The following is a 16,308-nucleotide window of genomic DNA, read 5'->3' on the forward strand; positions in this document are numbered from 1 at the left end:
CCGCCGCCCCAACCCATTCCCGTCCCTTACTCAGGGGCTCCGCCCCCGAACCCCGCTCCTCAAACGCCGGAGGGGCCGAATTTCAGTGGGGGCGGCGGGGGCGAAAACAGTCGGGGTGGCCCGTATCGGACCGGTCCACCCCGTAGCACCTGACGCTGCGTAACACGCACCCGGACACGCCCTGTAGCCTCGGTCATCCGCACATCTGTGACCCGAAGGAGCCACCACCGTGAGCCAGCGCACCCTCGTCCTTCTCAAGCCCGACGCGGTCCGTCGCGGCCTGACCGGCGAGATCATCAGCCGCATCGAGCGCAAGGCCGGCTGGGAGATCACCGCGCTGGAGCTGCGCACGTTGGACCAGGACACGCTGGAGCAGCACTACGGCGAGCACAAGGGCAAGCCCTTCTACGAGCCGCTGGTCGCCTTCATGGCCTCCGGCCCGGTCGTGGCACTGGTCGTCGAGGGCGAGCGCGTCATCGAGGGCGTACGGGCGCTCGCGGGCCCGACCGACCCGATCGCCGCCGCCCCCGGCTCCATCCGTGGTGACTTCGGTGTGATCGTCCGGGAGAACCTGATCCACGCCTCCGACTCCGAGGAGTCCTCCGAGCGCGAGCTGAAGATCTTTTTCCCGGGCCTCGCCTGACCGCTGCCCGACGGACCGACGGACCGACGGACCGAGGACCGACGCACCCCGAGGCCCGCGCCACTCGCGGGCCGACGGGTGGCGGACCGGACGCGATGAGCGCCCAGGCCGCCACGTCCGGGCCCGTCAGGGCCGGCGTCCGGGCCCAGCCCGGTCCGGTCGGCCCACCCGGGCACCTGTTGTTCAGCCCGTACCCACCCATTTGCCCTACCGAGAACCCGCCCCGCCAAGAATCTTCTGATGTCATGTCAGGCACCTGGGCTTCTGACCTGGGGGCGGCGCACAATGGCAGCTGTCGGTTGGCATATGCGTGGCGATCGAGGGAACGCGTTCCCCCGATGGACCGTCTCCAGAAGCGGGGCGGCACGTCATCTGGTCACAATGGCGAAGACCCTCGCGCGGTGTTCGTGCAGGCGAGACTACGATGGAAGCCTTCACGTCACAGCGCTCACCCTCGCCGACCTAAAAAGCCATCAAAAGCTCCACTTGGGAAGGCCAGACGAATCCTGATGGGGAACTCAATGTCGTTCATCGGCCGTGACATGGCTGTCGACCTCGGGACCGCCAACACGCTGGTGTACGTCAGGGGTCGCGGGATCGTACTCAACGAGCCGTCCGTCGTCGCGATCAACACCAACACCGGTGGCATCCTCGCGGTCGGCGCGGAAGCGAAGAAGATGATCGGGCGGACGCCGGGCAACATCGTTGCCGTGCGCCCGCTGAAGGACGGTGTCATCGCCGACTTCGAGATCACCGAGCGCATGCTCCGCTACTTCATCCTGAAGATCCACAAGCGGCGCTATCTCGCCCGTCCTCGCGTCGTCGTCTGTGTGCCCTCGGGCATCACGGGCGTCGAGCGCCGTGCCGTCATCGAGGCGTCGTCCCAGGCCGGCGCCCGCCAGGTGCACATCATCGAGGAGCCCATGGCCGCGGCCATCGGTTCCGGCCTGCCGGTCCACGAGGCCACGGGCAACATGGTGGTGGACATCGGCGGCGGCACCACGGAGGTCGCGGTCATCTCGCTCGGCGGAATCGTCACGGCACAGTCCATCCGTGTCGCCGGCGACGAGCTGGACAACGCGATCATCCAGCACATCAAGAAGGAGTACTCGCTCCTTCTCGGTGAGCGGACGGCCGAACAGATCAAGATCACGATCGGTTCCGCGTACGACCTCGACAATGACGAACACACCGAAATCCGCGGCCGGGACCTGGTCTCCGGCCTCCCGAAGACCGTTGTCATCTCGGCCGCCGAAGTCCGGAAGGCGATCGAGGAGCCCGTCAACGCCATCGTCGACGCGGTCAAGACCACCCTCGACAAGTGCCCGCCGGAGCTGTCCGGCGACGTCATGGACCGCGGGATCGTGCTCACCGGTGGCGGCGCCCTGCTGCGCGGCCTCGACGAGCGGCTGCGTCGCGAGACCGGCATGCCGATCCATATCGCGGAGGATCCGCTCGACAGCGTGGCGCTCGGCTCCGGCAAGTGTGTCGAGGAGTTCGAGGCGCTCCAGCAGGTTCTGGACGCCCAGCCGCGCAGATGACGTAACGCTTCGATTCCGCCGTACGGGATGATCCCTTCTCGTACGGCGGATCGTTGATATTCAGGCATAAGCTCCCCCATAACGCCGCCCGCAGGTCCGCACTCCCGGGTCCGCACTCCGGGGATTTTCCGGGTGAGTCATACACGTATTCGACACACGCACTCGACACACGTATTCGACGAGGAAGGCACGGCCGCCGCACGTGAGGGACACACGAGAGAGCCGGCTGCTCTTGGTGCTGCTGATCGCCATCGCGTTCGCTTTGATCACGGTGGACATCCGCGGCGGCAAGGATTCGCCGGTCGACGGTGCCCGGCAGGCCGCCGCCACGGTCTTCGGCCCGATCGAGAACGGGGTGTCGTCCGCGGTCGACCCCGTCGGCAACGCGATCGAGGCAGTGAAGGGCTCGGGTGGCCGTCACGACCGCATCGCCCAACTGGAGCGCGACAACGCCGCGTTGAAGGCGAAGCTGGGCAGCGACGACCGTAACCGCAGCCGCCTCAAACAGCTCGACAAGGTCCTCAAGACGGCCGGCGCCGGGCAGTACGGCATCAAGGGCGCCGAGGTCATCGCCATAGGAGCGGCCCAGGGCTTCTCCTGGACCGTGACCATCGACGTCGGCGCGAACGACGGCATCAAGCGGGACATGACCGTCCTGAACGGAGACGGGCTGGTCGGCCGCGTCACCACCGTGGGGCCCAACACCGCCACCGTGCTGCTCGCCAACGACCCCGACTTCACGGTCGGCACGCGTATGGAGGCCACCGACGAGCTGGGCTTCGCCTCCGGCCAGGGTGACCGCCCGCTGCGCGTGGAGCTGCTCAACGGCAAGGCCAAGATCAAGAAGGGTGACCGGCTGGTCACCTTCGGATCCCAGGCCGACAGGCCGTTCGTGCCGGGCGTCCCGGTCGGCATCGTGTCCCGCGTGGACCCCTCCGGCGGCGACCTGACCCGCACGCTCTACGTCACGCCGTACGTGTCCTTCACCAAGCTCGACATCGTCGGTGTCGTAGTCCAGGCCCCGCGCAAGGACCCACGTGACGACGTGCTGCCGCCCAAACCGGAGCCAACGCCCACGCCGACCGTGACCGTGACGGTCACGCCCTCGGCGAACGCGCCCGCCGACGGTCTGCAGCAAGAGCAGTAGGAAGTAGGAGCTGAATCCCATGCGCTTCAACCGAATGCTGCTCTCCACCACCCTCGTGGTCGTCGCCCTGGTGGTTCAGGTGAGCGTCCTGGCCCGGCTCCACCTGCCGGGAGCCGTGCCCGATCTGCTGCTGCTCACCGTGCTCGGCCTCGCCCTGGTCTACGGCCATGTCGGCGGCGCCCTCATCGGCTTCGGCGCGGGCCTGCTCGCCGACCTGGCCCCGCCCGCCGACCACGCCGCCGGGCGCTACGCCCTCGTGCTGTGCGTCATCGGCTACCTCGCCGGACTCGCCAAGCCTGATCACGGCCAGCTCAAGTCCGCCACCGGCCCGATGGCCGTGGTCGTCGCCGCCGCGGTCGGATCCACCCTCCTGTACGCGGGAGTGGGCGCCCTCGTCGGCGACACCGCGGCCCGCCATGTGGGCCTGAGCAGCCTGCTGTTCACGGCCGCTCTGTACGACCTGCTGCTCGCCCCGTTCGTCGTGCCGGGGATCATGGCCCTGGCCCGGCGCGCCGAGAACGACCCGCTCGCGGAGGCAGGCGGCGGCGGTGGCTCCGCCAAGAAACCCGACGTCACCGCGGGCTGGCTGTCCTCCGGGACCGGCCTGAGCATCGGCAGCCAGCGCGGCGGCCTGAGAGTCAAGGCGGCCAAGGCGCGCGTCGCGCGTGCGGGACGCATCAAGGGGGTCAAGCGGCTGTGAGAGCGGTGCTCAAGACAACAACTGCACACCGGATGGGCTCTCACGACGACAGCACACCGTATGAGCTGAGGGAGGGGGATCAGTGACCAACATCCCGGAGACCGGCCGGAGCCCACGGGTCCAGATCCGGCTCGTCGTCATCCAGATCCTCGTGCTCTCGCTCCTGGGCACCCTCGGCGGGCGCCTCTGGTACCTCCAGATCCGCAACGGCGACGAGTACGCCAAGGAGGCCTCCGGCAACCACGTCCAGCAGGTCGTCAGCCCCGCCGTGCGCGGCTCGATCCTGGACGCCCGCGGAGTGCCGATCGCCGACAACGAGACCCGGCTCGTGGTCTCCGCGTCCCGCACCGACCTGCTGAAGATGAAGGACGACGGCGACGCCGTCCTCGCCAAGCTCGCGCGTGTCCTCGGCATGAAGGCCAAGGACGTCATGGACAAGGTCCGGCTGTGCGACTCGAAGACGCCGCAGCCGTGCTGGAACGGCTCGCCCTACCAGCCGATCCCCATCACCGACGAGGCCACGGCCAAGCAGGCCCTGCAGATCCGCGAGCGTGCCGAGGACTTCCCCGGCATCACCGCCGAGCCGCAGGCCGTCCGCCGCTACGCCGCCCCCGGTGAGGCCAACACCGCGCAGGTCCTCGGTTATCTCTCGCCCGTCACCGACGAGGAGATCACCAAGGCCAAGGACACCGACTCGCCGTATCTGCGCTCCGACCAGGTCGGCCGCTCGGGCCTCGAGCGCGAGTACGACAAGGAACTGCGCGGCAAGGCCGGCGTCACCCGCTACGAGGTCGACAACCTCGGCCGCGTCATCGGCCAGGCCAAGAGCGACGAGGCCCAGCCCGGCGCCAACGTCGTCACCAGCATCGACTCCCGCGTCCAGCGCGTCGCGGAGTACGAGCTGAACGAGGCGATGAAGGACGCCCGCGACGAATTCGACGACAACACCGGCGAGAACTACAAGGCCGACTCCGGCGCGGTCGTCGTCATGGAGGCCAAGACCGGCCGCGTCGTCGCGATGGCGTCCAACCCGTCGTACGACCCGAACGCCTGGGTCGGCGGGATCTCCGGCAAGGACTACACCAAGCTCACCGGCAAGGACTCCAACTACCCGCTCCTGAACCGCGCGATCCAGGGCCAGTCGGCCCCCGGCTCCGTCTTCAAGGTCATCCCGACGGCCGCCGCGATCAACGCGGGTTACTCCTTCGACGGCCCCTACGAATGCTCCAGTTCGTACTCCATCGGCGGCCAGGTCTTCAAGAACTTCGAGTCGAAGGGGTACGGCCCGATCAGCCTCGGCCGCGCCCTTGAGGTCTCCTGTGACACCGTCTTCTACCGGCTCTCCCACGAGGAGTGGAAGCGGGACGGCGGCATCAAGCCGAAGAAGAACGCCAAGAACTGGTTCTACAAGACGGCCCACCAGTTCGGCCTCGGCAAGGAGACCGGCATCGACCTGCCGAACGAGGTAGCCGGCCGCGTCCCCGACCGCCAGTGGAAGCTCGACTACTGGAAGGCCAACAAGGACGCCTGGTGCAAGTACGGCAAGAAGGGCGGCTCGTACGCCCAGCAGATCGCGTACGAGAACTGCCTCGAAGGCAACCGGATGCGTGCCGGTGACTCCGTCAACTACTCCATCGGCCAGGGCGACACGCTCGTCACCCCGATCCAGATGGCGACGATCTACGGGGCGATCTCCAACGGCGGCACCCTCTACGACCCGACCGTCGGCAAGGCGATCATCAGCCCCGACGGCAAGACGGTCCAGGAGATCAAGCCGAAGTCGCACGGCAAGCTGCCGATGACGCAGAAGACGCGCGACTCGATAGACGGTGCCCTCGCGGGAGTCGCGACCCGCGGTTCGGCCGCCTGGCGGTTCGGCGGCTGGCCGCAGGACAAGATCCCGCTGCACGCCAAGACGGGTACGGCCGAGGTCTACGGCAAGCAGACGACCTCATGGTTCACCACGTACACCAAGGACTACACGGTCGTCATGACCATCTCCCAGGGTGGTACGGGCTCCGGTGCCTCGGCCCCCGCCGTGCGCAAGATCTACAACGCGCTGTACGGCATCTCCGAGGACGGCACGATCGACAAGAAGAAGGCCCTGCTCTACACCCCGCAGAAGAGCCTTCCGAAGATCGAGGCCGACGGTTCGATCGACTCCCCGAAGGCCGAGAAGTACCCGGCCAAGGAGGAGCAGGCCTCCGAGGAGGGCGGGCAGCAGCCGGTGTCCGGTGACGACCCGGCCGCCATCGTGCCGAACCCCGACCCCGGCAACAACCGCGACGCCCGAAGGCGCTCGGCCCGCCCGAGGAAGAGGCGGAGGACGCTTACATGACCGGCGCGAACGGATTCTCCGTCTCCGGATACGGGCCCGAACGCTCCAGCTGGTCGCGGCTGTTCGCCCGCGACTCGCTCGCCCGCAGGCTCGACTGGCCGATACTGTTCTCGGCCATCGCGCTCTCCCTGATCGGCGCGGCCCTCGTCTACTCGGCGACCCGCAACCGCACCGAGCTCAACCAGGGCGACCCGTACTACTTCCTGTTCCGGCATCTGCTCAACACGGGCATCGGCTTCGCCCTGATGATCGGCACGGTCTGGCTCGGCCACCGCACCCTGCGCACGGCCGTACCGATCCTGTACGGGATCTCCGTCTTCCTGATCCTGCTGGTGCTGACCCCGCTCGGCGCGACCATCAACGGCGCGCACGCGTGGATCGTCATCGGCGGCGGCTTCTCGCTCCAGCCCTCCGAGTTCGTGAAGATCACGATCATCCTGGGCATGGCGATGCTGCTCGCGGCCCGGGTCGACGCCGGCGACAAGCCCTACCCCGACCACCGCACGGTCCTGCAGGCGCTCGGCCTGGCCGCCGTACCGATACTGATCGTCATGCTCATGCCCGACCTCGGCTCGGTCATGGTCATGGTGATCGTCGTGCTCGGCGTGCTGCTCGCCTCCGGCGCCTCCAACCGCTGGGTCTTCGGGCTGCTCGGCGCCGGCGCCCTCGGCGCGATCGCGGTCTGGCAACTCAAGATCCTCGACGAGTACCAGATCAACCGCTTCGCGGCCTTCGCCAACCCCGAGCTCGACCCTGCGGGCGTCGGCTACAACACCAACCAGGCGCGTATCGCGATCGGCTCCGGCGGTCTCTTCGGGACCGGCCTCGGCAAGGGCTCGCAGACCACCGGCCAGTTCGTGCCCGAGCAGCAGACGGACTTCGTCTTCACGGTCGCCGGCGAGGAACTCGGCTTCGTCGGCGCCGGACTGATCCTGGTCCTGCTGGGCATCGTGCTGTGGCGGGCCTGCCGCATCGCCCGCGAGACGACCGAGCTGTACGGCACGATCGTCGCCGCCGGGATCATCGCCTGGTTCGCCTTCCAGTCCTTCGAGAACGTCGGCATGACCCTAGGCATCATGCCGGTGGCGGGTCTGCCACTGCCTTTCGTGTCGTACGGAGGCTCGTCGATGTTCGCCGTCTGGGTGGCCGTGGGGCTCCTGCAGTCGATCCGAGTCCAAAGACCGATGTCGGCCTAGCGAACTTTGGGGGTCTGCCCATGGATCGGATTCGCGACTAGATTCGGTTCATGGCGGACACAAAGCGGGAGATCGAGCGTAAATACGAAGCCGATGAGAGCGCCGGACTGTCGGATCTGCCGGACCTGACACGGGTCTCCGGCGTCTCGGCCGTCATCGACAAGGGCGTCGCCGAACTCGACGCGACCTACTACGACACGCCCGACCAACGGCTCGCCGCCGCGTCGCTCACCCTGCGCCGCCGCACCGGGGGCGACGACGCGGGCTGGCACCTGAAACTGCCGGTCTCCGAGGGCGTACGCGACGAGATCCACGCCCCGCTCTCCGACACCGTGCCCCGGACGCTCAGCGGACTCGTCCGCTCCCGGGTGCGCGACGCCGAACTGGTCCCCGTCGTCCGGCTGCAGTCGGCCCGCGACATCCGCCACCTCGTCGACGCCTCCGGGGGACTGCTCGCCGAGATCAGCGTCGACCGCGTACACGCCGAGCGGCTCAGCGGCGGCGACGGGACCGCCGAATGGACCGAGATCGAGGTCGAGCTGGCCGACGACGGCGACCCCGCCTTCCTCGACAAGGTCGAGAAGAAACTCCGCAAGGCCGGCGTCTCCCGCTCCAAGTCGGCGTCCAAGCTGGCCAGGGCCCTCGGGGAGACGGGACAGGCGCCCCGTAAGCAGGCCGTCGTGGAGGCGGCTCCGGTCACTTCGGGCGACCATGTCCTCGCGTACGTCCGAGCCCAGCGCGACGCGATCATCGAGCTCGACCCCGCCGTCCGACGCGACGTGTACGACTCCGTGCACCGCATGCGCGTCGCCACCCGCCGGATGCGCAGCGCCTTCCGCTCGTTCGGGAAGGTCCTGGAGCCGGCCGTCACCGACCCGATCCGCGACGAGCTGAAGTGGCTGGCCGGGGAGCTGGGCGTCGACCGCGACCAGGAGGTTCTGACCGAGCGGCTGAACGCGGCCCTCGACGCACTCCCGCGCGCCCAGCTCACGGGGCCCGTCCGCACCAGGCTGCGCACCTGGTCGCACGCCCGCCGCTCCGGCTCCCGGCGCCGGCTGATCGCGGTCCTCGACGGCAGGCGGTACCTGGACCTGCTCACCACCCTGGACACGCTCCTCGCCACCCCGCCGCTTCTCAAGGCCGCCTCGGGCGACCCGGAGAGGGTGATCTCCAAGGCCGTACGCAAGGACTTCGACAAGCTGTCAGGACTGGTCGCAGAGGCCATCGAAGCTCCGCCGGGCCCGGACCGCGACCTCGCGATCCACGAGGCCCGCAAGAAGGCCAAGCGCACCCGCTACTCGGCGGAGGCGGCCACCCCCGCGCTCGGCAAACCCGCGAAGAGCCTGACGAGCGACATGAAGTCCCTCCAGAGCCTGCTCGGCGAGCACCAGGACAGCGTCATGGCCCGTGAGGCCCTGCGCGACGTCGCGACCCAGGCGCACGCGGCGGGAGAGAGTGCCTTCACGTACGGGGTGCTGTACGGGCGTGAGGAGCGGGCGGCCGAGGCCGTCGAGGCCGAGCTGCCGGGGGCGTGGGGGACGATCCGGAGCGGGACGGCGTTCTGAGGTCTCATCCGGCGATCTCCGCTCCGGACGGCGGACGGGGGGTGGCTCCCGGCACGTTAGGCTGGATGGTCACCCCTGTCGGATCTCACCCCACCAAAGGTTTGCGAGATGTCTGCCGAAGTCGCTGCATCGGTGTTCCCGCAGCTCGAAGCTCTGCTCCCGCATGTGCAGAAGCCGATCCAGTACGTCGGCGGAGAGCTCAACTCAACGGTCAAGCCCTGGGAGACCACTGACGTCCGCTGGGCACTCATGTACCCGGACGCGTACGAGGTCGGACTGCCCAACCAGGGTGTCATGATCCTTTACGAGGTCCTGAACGAGCGTGAGGGCGTCCTCGCCGAGCGCACGTACAGCGTGTGGCCGGACCTGGAGGAGCTGATGCGCGAGCATCGGGTCCCGCAGTTCACGGTGGACAGCCACCGCCCGGTGAAGGCCTTCGACGTGTTCGGCCTGTCCTTCTCCACGGAGCTGGGCTACACGAACATGCTCACCGCGCTGGACCTCGCGGGCATTCCGCTGGAGTCCAAGGACCGGACGCTCGACGACCCGATCGTGCTGGCCGGCGGTCACGCGGCCTTCAACCCCGAGCCGATCGCGGACTTCATCGACGCGGCGATCATCGGCGACGGCGAGCAGGCCGTGCTCGACATGACCGACATCATCCGCGCCTGGAAGGCGGAGGGCAGCCCGGGCGGCCGCGAGGAGGTCCTGTTCCGTCTGGCGAAGACGGGCAGCGTCTACATCCCGGCGTTCTACGACGTCGAGTACCTCCCCGACGGCCGGATCGCCCGCGTGGTCCCCAACAAGTCGGGCGTCCCGTGGCGGGTGTCGAAGCACACGGTCATGGACCTGGACGAGTGGCCGTACCCGAAGCAGCCCCTCGTCCCGCTGGCCGAGACGGTCCACGAGCGCATGTCGGTGGAGATCTTCCGCGGCTGCACGCGCGGCTGCCGTTTCTGCCAGGCGGGCATGATCACCCGCCCGGTGCGCGAGCGCTCCATCACGGGCATCGGCGACATGGTGGAGAAGGGCCTCAAGGCGACGGGCTTCGAGGAGGTCGGCCTGCTGTCCCTCTCCTCGGCGGACCACTCGGAGATCGGCGACATCGCGAAGGGCCTGGCGGACCGGTACGAGGAGGACAAGATCGGCCTGTCCCTCCCGTCGACCCGCGTGGACGCCTTCAACGTCGACCTGGCGAACGAACTGACGAGGAACGGCCGGCGCTCGGGCCTGACGTTCGCGCCCGAGGGCGGCTCGGAGCGCATGCGCAAGGTCATCAACAAGATGGTCTCGGAAGAGGACCTGATCCGTACGGTCTCCACGGCCTACGGCAACGGCTGGCGCCAGGTGAAGCTCTACTTCATGTGCGGCCTGCCGACGGAGACGGACGAGGACGTCCTCCAGATCGCGGACATGGCGATGAACGTGATCGCCGAGGGCCGCAAGGTCTCCGGCCAGAACGACATCCGCTGCACGGTGTCGATCGGCGGCTTCGTCCCCAAGCCCCACACCCCCTTCCAGTGGGCCCCGCAGCTGTCGGCGGAGGAGACGGACGTACGTCTCGGAAAGCTCCGCGACAAGATCCGCGGCGACAAGAAGTACGGCCGCTCCATCGGCTTCCGCTACCACGACGGCAAGCCCGGCATCGTCGAGGGCCTGCTCTCCCGCGGCGACCGCCGCATCGGCTCCGTCATCCGCGCCGTCTACGAGGACGGCGGCCGCTTCGACGGCTGGCGCGAGCACTTCTCGTACGACCGCTGGATGCAGTGCGCCGAGAAGACGCTGCCCGCCTTCGGCGTGGACGTCGACTGGTACACGACCCGCGAGAAGACCTACGAGGAGGTCCTCCCCTGGGACCACCTGGACTCCGGCCTCGACAAGGACTGGCTCTGGGAGGACTGGCAGGACGCCCTCGACGAGACAGAGGTCGAGGACTGCCGGTGGACACCTTGCTTCGACTGCGGGGTGTGCCCGCAGATGGATACTTGGCCACAAGTAAGCAACAGCGGGAAGAAGTTGCTGCCACTGACGGTCAAGAAGGACGCGGCGACCAGCGGACACGAGCACTGAGGTGAGCGATGCGTTCCGGCGCATCGCCGATGCTCTGGCGGGTGCCAGCGAGGATGAGGCAGCTGCCATGCTGAACGCCCTTGGCGGCGCAGAGGGCAGGCGGCAGGAGTCTGTGGGGGATGCGCCGAGGACGCCGCTGCCGCCGCCTGGAGGCCCTTCAACGGTCCACTCCGAGGTGGAGTGGGTCTGAGCCTGCTGCGTAGGCAGCATGTGGATATGTGTGCACTCATGAGCCCCTCCCGGTTGGGAGGGGCTTCGGGCTCTCTGTGGATCGCTGGGCGGCTGACTCGCTCCCGAGGCCTGCTCACACGGGTGGAACTGCTGCCTGCGACGATTCGCCTGTGAGCTATGACCTTGCTGTGTGGGACGGCGAACGTCCACTCGACAACCACCAAGCGGGCTCGGTCTACGACGAGCTGTACGAGCGGTATCTGGAGCCGGAGGACGGGGGCATGCCCCCGGCACCCCGGATCGTGGCCTACGTCGAAGCGCTCGTAGAGCAGTACCCGGACGATGTTGACCGCGGTGCCGTATGGGCGTCGTCACCGGTCATTGACGAGGCGTCGGGCCCGATCGTGTACCTACTTATGTCCTACGGCAAGGCTGAGGAAGTGTCCCAGTACGCCGCGTCGCTGGCTCGCGACCTCGGTCTCGTCTGCTTCGATCCGCAAGGAGAATGCCTCCGGCCTTGAACGGGCCGTTCGTTCAGCGGGCGGACCAGAGGAAGATGTCTTCGTCGTGCAGGCCGGTGCGGTAGACCGTGGCCGTCTTCTCGTAGCGAGTGGCCAGACCGCGCCATTGCTTGCCGTCGCAGCCTGATCACACGTAACCCCAACCCCATCGATTGACAACTGCTCCCGCCGGCGCTCGCCTACTTTGACTCCGGCTCCTCCGACGCGGGACGTAATCGCCTGCTTGGAATCGGCCACGCTCGCGTTCAGCGGCTTCAACCAGATCCAGCGCCCGGCCGTCACCGATGGCGGCCACCTGGTGATTCACCCCGCAATTGGCTAGGTTGCCCCCACCTCGTCCGATTCTCACAGGGGGAGTGGCAGCCGTGCGGCAACAGCACAAGACCTTCCAGGCGATCGAGGTCGGCGACGGCGGCGACGGGCGGTGGGCCGCCTACGCCCGGGTCCTGTGGCAGGAGATGGAGGGCCTGTTGACCGAAGAGGGCCAGACTCCGGAGGGGGCGGACCGTGTTCGGGCGCTGTTTCGTGCGCACATGCCGGAACTGGTCCCGGTTCTGGACCGCCTGGCCGGCCAGCTCGACCGGCCCGAGGCGGAAGTCTTCCTCACCCACGCGGCACTGCGGCCGTTCTCCCAGGCATGCACCCAGATCGGCCAGGACGGCACTCTGCTGCGCAACTATGACCTACGGCCCGATCAGTGCGAGGGAACCATCGTCTCCTCCTGCTTCCTGCGCCCCGTGATCGGGATGCAGGACATGCTGTGGGGCTTGCAGGACGGGATGAACGACGCCGGTCTCGCGGTCTCGCTCACCTGGGGCGGCCGTTCCGTCTACGGACGCGGCTTCGCCATTCTCATCGTGGTGCGCTACCTGCTGGAGACGTGCGACACCGTCGATGAGGCGGTCGGCAGGCTGCGGTCCCTGCCGGTCGCCGTCCCCCAGAACCTCACCCTTGTCGATCCCGCGAAGGCGGTGACGGTGTTCGTGGGGCCGGATATGTCACCGATGGTGGCGCCGGATGCCTGCGCCGCCAATCACCAGCACCTGCCGGTGACCGACGGGCAGGAGCGGGCCTTGCGGACGCAGGAGCGGCTGCGCGCCATTCGCGCCGCGGGCGCGGACGTGGCGGCGATGCTGAAGCCGCCGCTGTATCGATCCGTCGACGAGCAGGGGTCGAGAACGCTCTACACAGCCCACTACCGGCCCGTCGAGGGCCGTGTGAGGTACTACTGGCCCGGTGCGTCCTGGCAACAGTCCTTCGGTGACTTCACATCCGGATCCCGCACCGTGACCTTGGGCCGGGCCGGCTGAGAGGCCTCCGGACCCCCGCTCACCCCTGCACGAAGATCTCGCAAGAACGTGATTTCACCCGCCGCCCACAGGCGCCCTCCCCCGGCCGGCCCCGCCACGGCCGCGCGATGAACCGGCAGCGGCTCGGCACCGCTCCAACGGTCGGACGAGCGCCCGGCCCGATACACCCCGACAAGGCGTCTCTCGCTACGCGGTCACCAACCCACAGGTCTTGACAATTGCTCAGGCGATTGATGGGTACTGGCGCTTCCGCAAAGCCTCCCCCACCAGTGGATTTCTCTAGCGCCCTGCCCGCAAATGGACACTTCCATCCAAATCGGCCCGACCGGCAAGAAGCTGCTCCCACTGACGGTCAAGAAGGACCCTGCGACGAGCGGGCACACTCACTGACGTGAGTGAGGTGTTGGGACGCCTCGCTGCCGCCCTCGGGGGCGGCAGCGAGGAAGAAGTGGCTGCCGTCCCCAGGGCGTTCGGCGTCCGGTGCGTACTGCAGAGGAACGTGCGGGAGGTGTCGAGGACCCCGCTGCCGGCTACTGAGCAGGCCGGGGCTTGGTGGCGTGGACGATGGCGGAGTGCATGCCGTCGGCCACGGGGTGCGTGGGTGTGATCTCGACGTTGACGAACCCTGCGGCCTCCAGGCCTTCGCGGTACTCGGTGAACGACAGGGCGCCCGCGATGCAACCGACGTAGCTGCCGCGCTCCGAGCGCTGTTGGGGTGTCAGGGCGTTGTCGGCGACCACGTCCGAGACGCCGATGCGGCCGCCGGGCGTCAGGACCCGGAATGTCTCGGCGAAAACCGCCGCCTTGTCGGTCGACAGGTTGATCACGCAGTTGGAGATCACCACGTCGATGGTGCCCGCGGGGAGCGGGATGGCCTCGATGGTGCCCTTGAGGAACTCGACGTTCGTCGCGCCCGCCTTCTTCGCGTTGACGAGGGCCAGGGCGAGCATCTCGTCGGTCATGTCGAGGCCGTACGCCTTGCCGGTGGGGCCGACGCGACGGGCGGAGAGCAGGACGTCGATGCCGCCGCCGGAGCCGAGGTCGAGGACGCGTTCGCCTTCGTGGAGGTCGGCGACGGCGGTGGGGTTGCCACAGCCGAGGGAGGCGGCGACCGCTTCGGCGGGCAGGGCGTCGCGCTCGGCGTCGGCGTAGAGCGTGGAGCCGAAGTTCTCGTCGACCTCGACCGCTTGCGGGCCGCAACACCCGGTGCCGCCCTCGGTGACCTGCACGGCTGCTGCGGCGTACCGCCGGCGGACGGTCTCGCGCAGTTCAGTGGACTGTTCGCTCATGACTCACTCCTGGGTGACGGGGTATGGCACGCCCCGGAACGGCTTGTATTGACGTTCGTTGATGCAACCTTGCGCCTTGTATCGAAAAACGTCAACATAGACGTATGTCGAAACAAGAGCTTGAGGTGATCGGTCAGGAGGCGGACGGCGCCTGCTGCCAGGGGCTGGCCTCCGCCCCGCTGGCCGAGGACCGGGCCGTTGAACTGGCGAAGGTGTTCAAGGCGCTGGGTGATCCGGTCCGGCTACGGCTGCTCTCGATGATCGCTTCGCGGGACGGCGGCGAGGTGTGCGTGTGTGAGCTGACGCCCGCCTTCGAGCTGTCCCAACCGACGATCTCCCACCACCTCAAGCTGCTGCGGCAGGCCGGGCTCATCGACTGCGAGCGGCGTGGGACCTGGGTCTACTACTGGGTGCTGCCCGGTGTCCTGGACCGGCTGGGTGCGTTCCTGACCACTCCCGAGTCCGCCGGGGTGACCTTGTGAGCGCTTCGCTCGGCCGGCGTGCTGTGGCCGAACTGGTCGGGACGGCCGCGCTGGTCGCGGTCGTGGTCGGATCCGGTATCCAGGCGGCTGAGCTGTCACAGGACGTCGGCGTCCAGTTGCTCGCGAATTCGCTGGCCACCGTCTTCGGTCTGGCCGTGCTGATCACGCTGTTCGGGCCGGTGTCCGGGGCCCACTTCAACCCGGCCGTCACCCTGGTCGCCTGGTTCACCGGGCGGAGGAGTGGCGGCGGGACGACCGCACGCGAAGCAGCCGTGTACGTCCCTGCCCAGACCCTGGGCGCGATCGGCGGCGCGGTGCTGGCCAATGCGATGTTCGCCGAACCGTTGGTGAAGTGGTCCACGCACGACCGCTCCGCCGGCCACCTGTGGCTGGGCGAGATCGTGGCCACGGCCGGGCTCGTCCTGCTGGTCTTCGGCCTGCCCCGGACCGGTCGCGCCCACCTCGCACCGGCCGCGGTGGCGTCGTACATCGGGGCCGCGTACTGGTTCACGTCCTCCACGTCGTTCGCGAACCCGGCAGTGACGGTCGGCCGGGCCTTCAGCGACACGTTCGCCGGGATCGCTCCGGCTTCCGTCGCCTCGTTCATCGCCGCGCAGCTGGTCGGTGCCGCTGTCGGCCTGGGCCTTGTGGCGGCGGTGTTCGGCCGGCCGGCGCCCGCCGGGACAGACGTCGTCGTCCGTCACGACGAGACCGAACTCGCCCCGTCCGCTCCCTGAGCCCACCTGCTTCCCGGAAGGCACCTGCCATGAGCACCGCAACCCCGCGCCCCTCCGTCCTCTTCGTCTGCGTGCACAACGCCGGTCGGTCCCAGATGGCCGCCGCGTTCCTCACCCACCTCGCGGGCGACCGGGTCGAAGTCCGCTCGGCGGGCTCCGTTCCCGCCGACACGGTCAATCCGGCGGTCGTCGAAGCGATGGAGGAAGCCGGCATCGACATCTCGGCCGAGACCCCGAAGGTGCTGACCACGGAAGCGGTGCAGGCATCCGACGTCGTGATCACCATGGGTTGCGGCGACACCTGCCCGGTCTTCCCCGGCAAGCGGTACCTCGACTGGCAACTCGATGACCCGGCCGGGCAGGGCGTCGACGCGGTGCGGCCGATCCGGGACGAGATCGAAGAGCGCGTCCGTGCCTTGCTGGCGGACATGGATGGTTGATCCAGTTCAGGGCCACGAACGGAACGCGTCTGTCCGAGGGGCGGCCCTCTCCCCGACCGTCGCCTCCGGCCGGAAGGTCACGGCCACGGCTGTCGGCAAGGACCAGGTCACGCGGAAAGTGACGTGCAAGGTGACGAGGTGAACCGGATTGCGGGCTG

The 16,308-nt window shown here is 68.4% G+C and carries 14 protein-coding genes; 13 read left to right on the forward strand and 1 reads right to left on the reverse strand.

The features are described 5' to 3' along the window. Positions 1–229: 229 nt before the first annotated feature. From ndk to OG718_RS35265, 10 genes are all read left to right on the forward strand, one after another. On the forward strand, positions 230–643 hold the full coding sequence (ndk, locus tag OG718_RS35220) for a nucleoside-diphosphate kinase (protein WP_143632132.1): 414 nt from the start codon (positions 230–232) through the stop codon (positions 641–643). A 521-nt stretch (positions 644–1,164) separates the two neighbouring features. After that, positions 1,165–2,184: a rod shape-determining protein gene (locus OG718_RS35225; protein ID WP_037747701.1), complete on the forward strand. Its 1,020-nt coding sequence runs from the start codon at positions 1,165–1,167 to the stop codon at positions 2,182–2,184. Positions 2,185–2,386: 202 nt separating this feature from the next. After that, on the forward strand, positions 2,387–3,331 hold the full coding sequence (gene mreC, locus OG718_RS35230; RefSeq protein WP_055610598.1) for a rod shape-determining protein MreC: 945 nt from the start codon (positions 2,387–2,389) through the stop codon (positions 3,329–3,331). 19 nt (positions 3,332–3,350) lie between these two features. Continuing rightward, positions 3,351–4,031: a rod shape-determining protein MreD gene (gene mreD / locus OG718_RS35235; protein WP_143632128.1), complete on the forward strand. Its 681-nt coding sequence runs from the start codon at positions 3,351–3,353 to the stop codon at positions 4,029–4,031. 82 nt (positions 4,032–4,113) lie between these two features. Next, positions 4,114–6,369: a penicillin-binding protein 2 gene (gene mrdA, locus OG718_RS35240; RefSeq protein ID WP_143632126.1), complete on the forward strand. Its 2,256-nt coding sequence runs from the start codon at positions 4,114–4,116 to the stop codon at positions 6,367–6,369. Further along, positions 6,366–7,565: a rod shape-determining protein RodA gene (rodA, locus tag OG718_RS35245; RefSeq protein ID WP_143632124.1), complete on the forward strand. Its 1,200-nt coding sequence runs from the start codon at positions 6,366–6,368 to the stop codon at positions 7,563–7,565. Before mrdA ends, rodA begins: the two co-directional genes overlap by 4 nt. Positions 7,566–7,615: 50 nt before the next feature. Further along, positions 7,616–9,130, forward strand: a complete 1,515-nt coding sequence (locus tag OG718_RS35250) for a CYTH and CHAD domain-containing protein (RefSeq protein ID WP_143632122.1) — start codon at positions 7,616–7,618, stop codon at positions 9,128–9,130. A 108-nt stretch (positions 9,131–9,238) separates the two neighbouring features. Further along, positions 9,239–11,200: a TIGR03960 family B12-binding radical SAM protein gene (locus OG718_RS35255; protein WP_328846059.1), complete on the forward strand. Its 1,962-nt coding sequence runs from the start codon at positions 9,239–9,241 to the stop codon at positions 11,198–11,200. Positions 11,201–11,541: 341 nt separating this feature from the next. After that, positions 11,542–11,892: a hypothetical protein gene (locus OG718_RS35260; RefSeq protein WP_328846060.1), complete on the forward strand. Its 351-nt coding sequence runs from the start codon at positions 11,542–11,544 to the stop codon at positions 11,890–11,892. A 365-nt stretch (positions 11,893–12,257) separates the two neighbouring features. Continuing rightward, entirely contained in the window at positions 12,258–13,202 is a 945-nt protein-coding gene (locus tag OG718_RS35265; RefSeq protein WP_328846061.1) for a C45 family peptidase, read from the forward strand. Between the two features lie 530 nt (positions 13,203–13,732). Here the strand turns inward: OG718_RS35265 and arsM are convergent. Next, positions 13,733–14,491 (reverse strand): arsenite methyltransferase, encoded by a 759-nt coding sequence (gene arsM / locus OG718_RS35270; protein WP_143632116.1) that lies wholly within the window; start codon positions 14,489–14,491, stop codon positions 13,733–13,735. A 104-nt stretch (positions 14,492–14,595) separates the two neighbouring features. Between arsM and OG718_RS35275 the strand changes: the two genes are divergently transcribed. Genes OG718_RS35275 through OG718_RS35285 form a run of 3 tightly spaced genes read left to right on the forward strand, consistent with a single transcriptional unit; the run spans position 14,596 to position 16,150 of the window. Then, complete coding sequence (locus tag OG718_RS35275) at positions 14,596–14,973, forward strand: ArsR/SmtB family transcription factor (RefSeq protein WP_143632114.1); 378 nt, start codon at positions 14,596–14,598, stop codon at positions 14,971–14,973. Next, positions 14,970–15,710, forward strand: coding sequence for an MIP/aquaporin family protein (locus tag OG718_RS35280; RefSeq protein ID WP_328846062.1), 741 nt, complete (start codon positions 14,970–14,972; stop codon positions 15,708–15,710). Before OG718_RS35275 ends, OG718_RS35280 begins: the two co-directional genes overlap by 4 nt. Before the next feature lie 29 nt (positions 15,711–15,739). After that, a complete protein-coding gene (locus tag OG718_RS35285) occupies positions 15,740–16,150 on the forward strand; it encodes an arsenate reductase ArsC (protein ID WP_143632110.1) in 411 nt (136 codons plus the stop codon). The last annotated feature ends 158 nt before the right edge of the window (positions 16,151–16,308 follow it).

This window comes from Streptomyces sp. NBC_00258 (assembly GCF_036182465.1).
In the GTDB taxonomy this organism is placed as follows: Bacteria; Actinomycetota; Actinomycetes; order Streptomycetales; family Streptomycetaceae; genus Streptomyces.